At 65.7% G+C, this 1,298-nt stretch carries 1 protein-coding gene and 1 pseudogene; one reads left to right on the top strand and one right to left on the bottom strand.

Annotated features, from left to right (window positions below; genetic code table 11):
- The coding region (locus EN780_RS34430) for a DNA polymerase IV (RefSeq protein WP_128276476.1) at positions 1–1,015 on the bottom strand (1,015 nt) is incomplete at its 3' end.
- A gap of 65 nt (positions 1,016–1,080) precedes the next feature.
- On the opposite strand from EN780_RS34430, the pseudogene EN780_RS34425 reads away from it, so the two are divergent.
- Positions 1,081–1,298, top strand: a pseudogene (locus tag EN780_RS34425) (GNAT family N-acetyltransferase); the annotation flags it as partial.

The raw sequence follows: 1,298 nt of genomic DNA, 5'->3' as shown, positions 1-1,298 counted from the left end.
TGAAGTCCTGTGTCTTCAGCTTCAGCACCACGGTGCGCCCGGCAATGCCCGATTTCTTCAGCCGCGCCGAGACCTTTTCCGATAGCGCCCGCAGCACCGGCACCAGTTCGGCCATGGCGCCGATGTCGGTGTCGAAGGTGGTCTCGGCCGACACGCTCTTGGCGTCGCCATCCGGGTCGACCCGGCGGTCATCCTCGCCGCGCGAGAGCCGGTAGAGCCGGTCGCCCATCACGCCATAGCGGCGCATCAGCTCGGCCCGCTCCATGCGTTGAAGCTGGCCGATGCTGCGGATGCCGTCGCGTTCCAGCGTGGCGGCGAAGGCCTTGCCGACGCCCCAGATCATCGTGACCGGCTGTTCGGCCAGGAAGCCCGTCGCCTCGGCCTCGCCGATCACCGAAAAGCCGCGCGGCTTACGGAAGTCGGACGCCACCTTGGCGAGGAACTTGCAGTAGGAAAGACCGGCCGAGACGGTGATGCCGAGCTCCTTTTCCACGGACAGCGCGAAACGCGCCAGGACGAGGGCAGGGGGCATGCCGTGCAGGCGCTCGGTGCCGGCAAGATCGAGGAAGGCCTCGTCGATGGAGAGCGGCTCGACCAGCGGCGTCAATGCCTGCATCAACGCGCGGACTTCGCGCCCGACCCGGACATACTTCTCCATGTCGGGAGGAATGACCACCGCCTCAGGACAGGCTTCCAGCGCCTTGAACATCGGCATCGCCGAACGCACGCCGTGGATGCGGGCGATGTAGCAAGCGGTGGAGACGACGCCGCGCCTGCCGCCGCCAACGATCACCGGCCGGTCCTTCAGCGCCGGATTGTCGCGCTTTTCGATGGCGGCGTAGAAGGCGTCGCAGTCGATATGGGCAAGATGCAGCCGGTAGAGTTCGGCATGGCGGGCAAGCCTGGGGCTGCCGCAACGCTCGCAGCGACGTGCATCGCCGCGCTGCAAGGCCAGGCAGTCACGGCAAAAACCGTGTTCGGGATTGTTGACAGGAGCCGCCATTGCTGCGAACATAAAGAGAACAAACGCAATGGTACGACAGCGCAGGGCAAGCAACAAGGCTGGCCTGGGGAGAACGCATGAGCACGACCATCGCGCCGCTGGCGCCCGAGCTCTGGGCGGATTTCGAGGATCTTTTCGGCAAGCAGGGCGCCTGTTACGGCTGCTGGTGCACGCATTTCCGTTTGGCGCCGGCGGTACGACGGGCCAACGACAAGCAGCGCAACAAGGACCATATCAAGGCGCGCATCGAAGCCGGGCCGCCGCCGGGTTTACTGGCTTTCGAGGATGGCAAGGC

The organism is Mesorhizobium sp. M4B.F.Ca.ET.089.01.1.1, from assembly GCF_004022605.1.
In the GTDB taxonomy this organism is placed as follows: domain Bacteria; phylum Pseudomonadota; class Alphaproteobacteria; order Rhizobiales; family Rhizobiaceae; genus Mesorhizobium; species Mesorhizobium abyssinicae.
The sequence above is the reverse complement of the archived record's forward strand: the minus strand, read 5'-3'. Positions and strand labels throughout refer to the sequence as shown.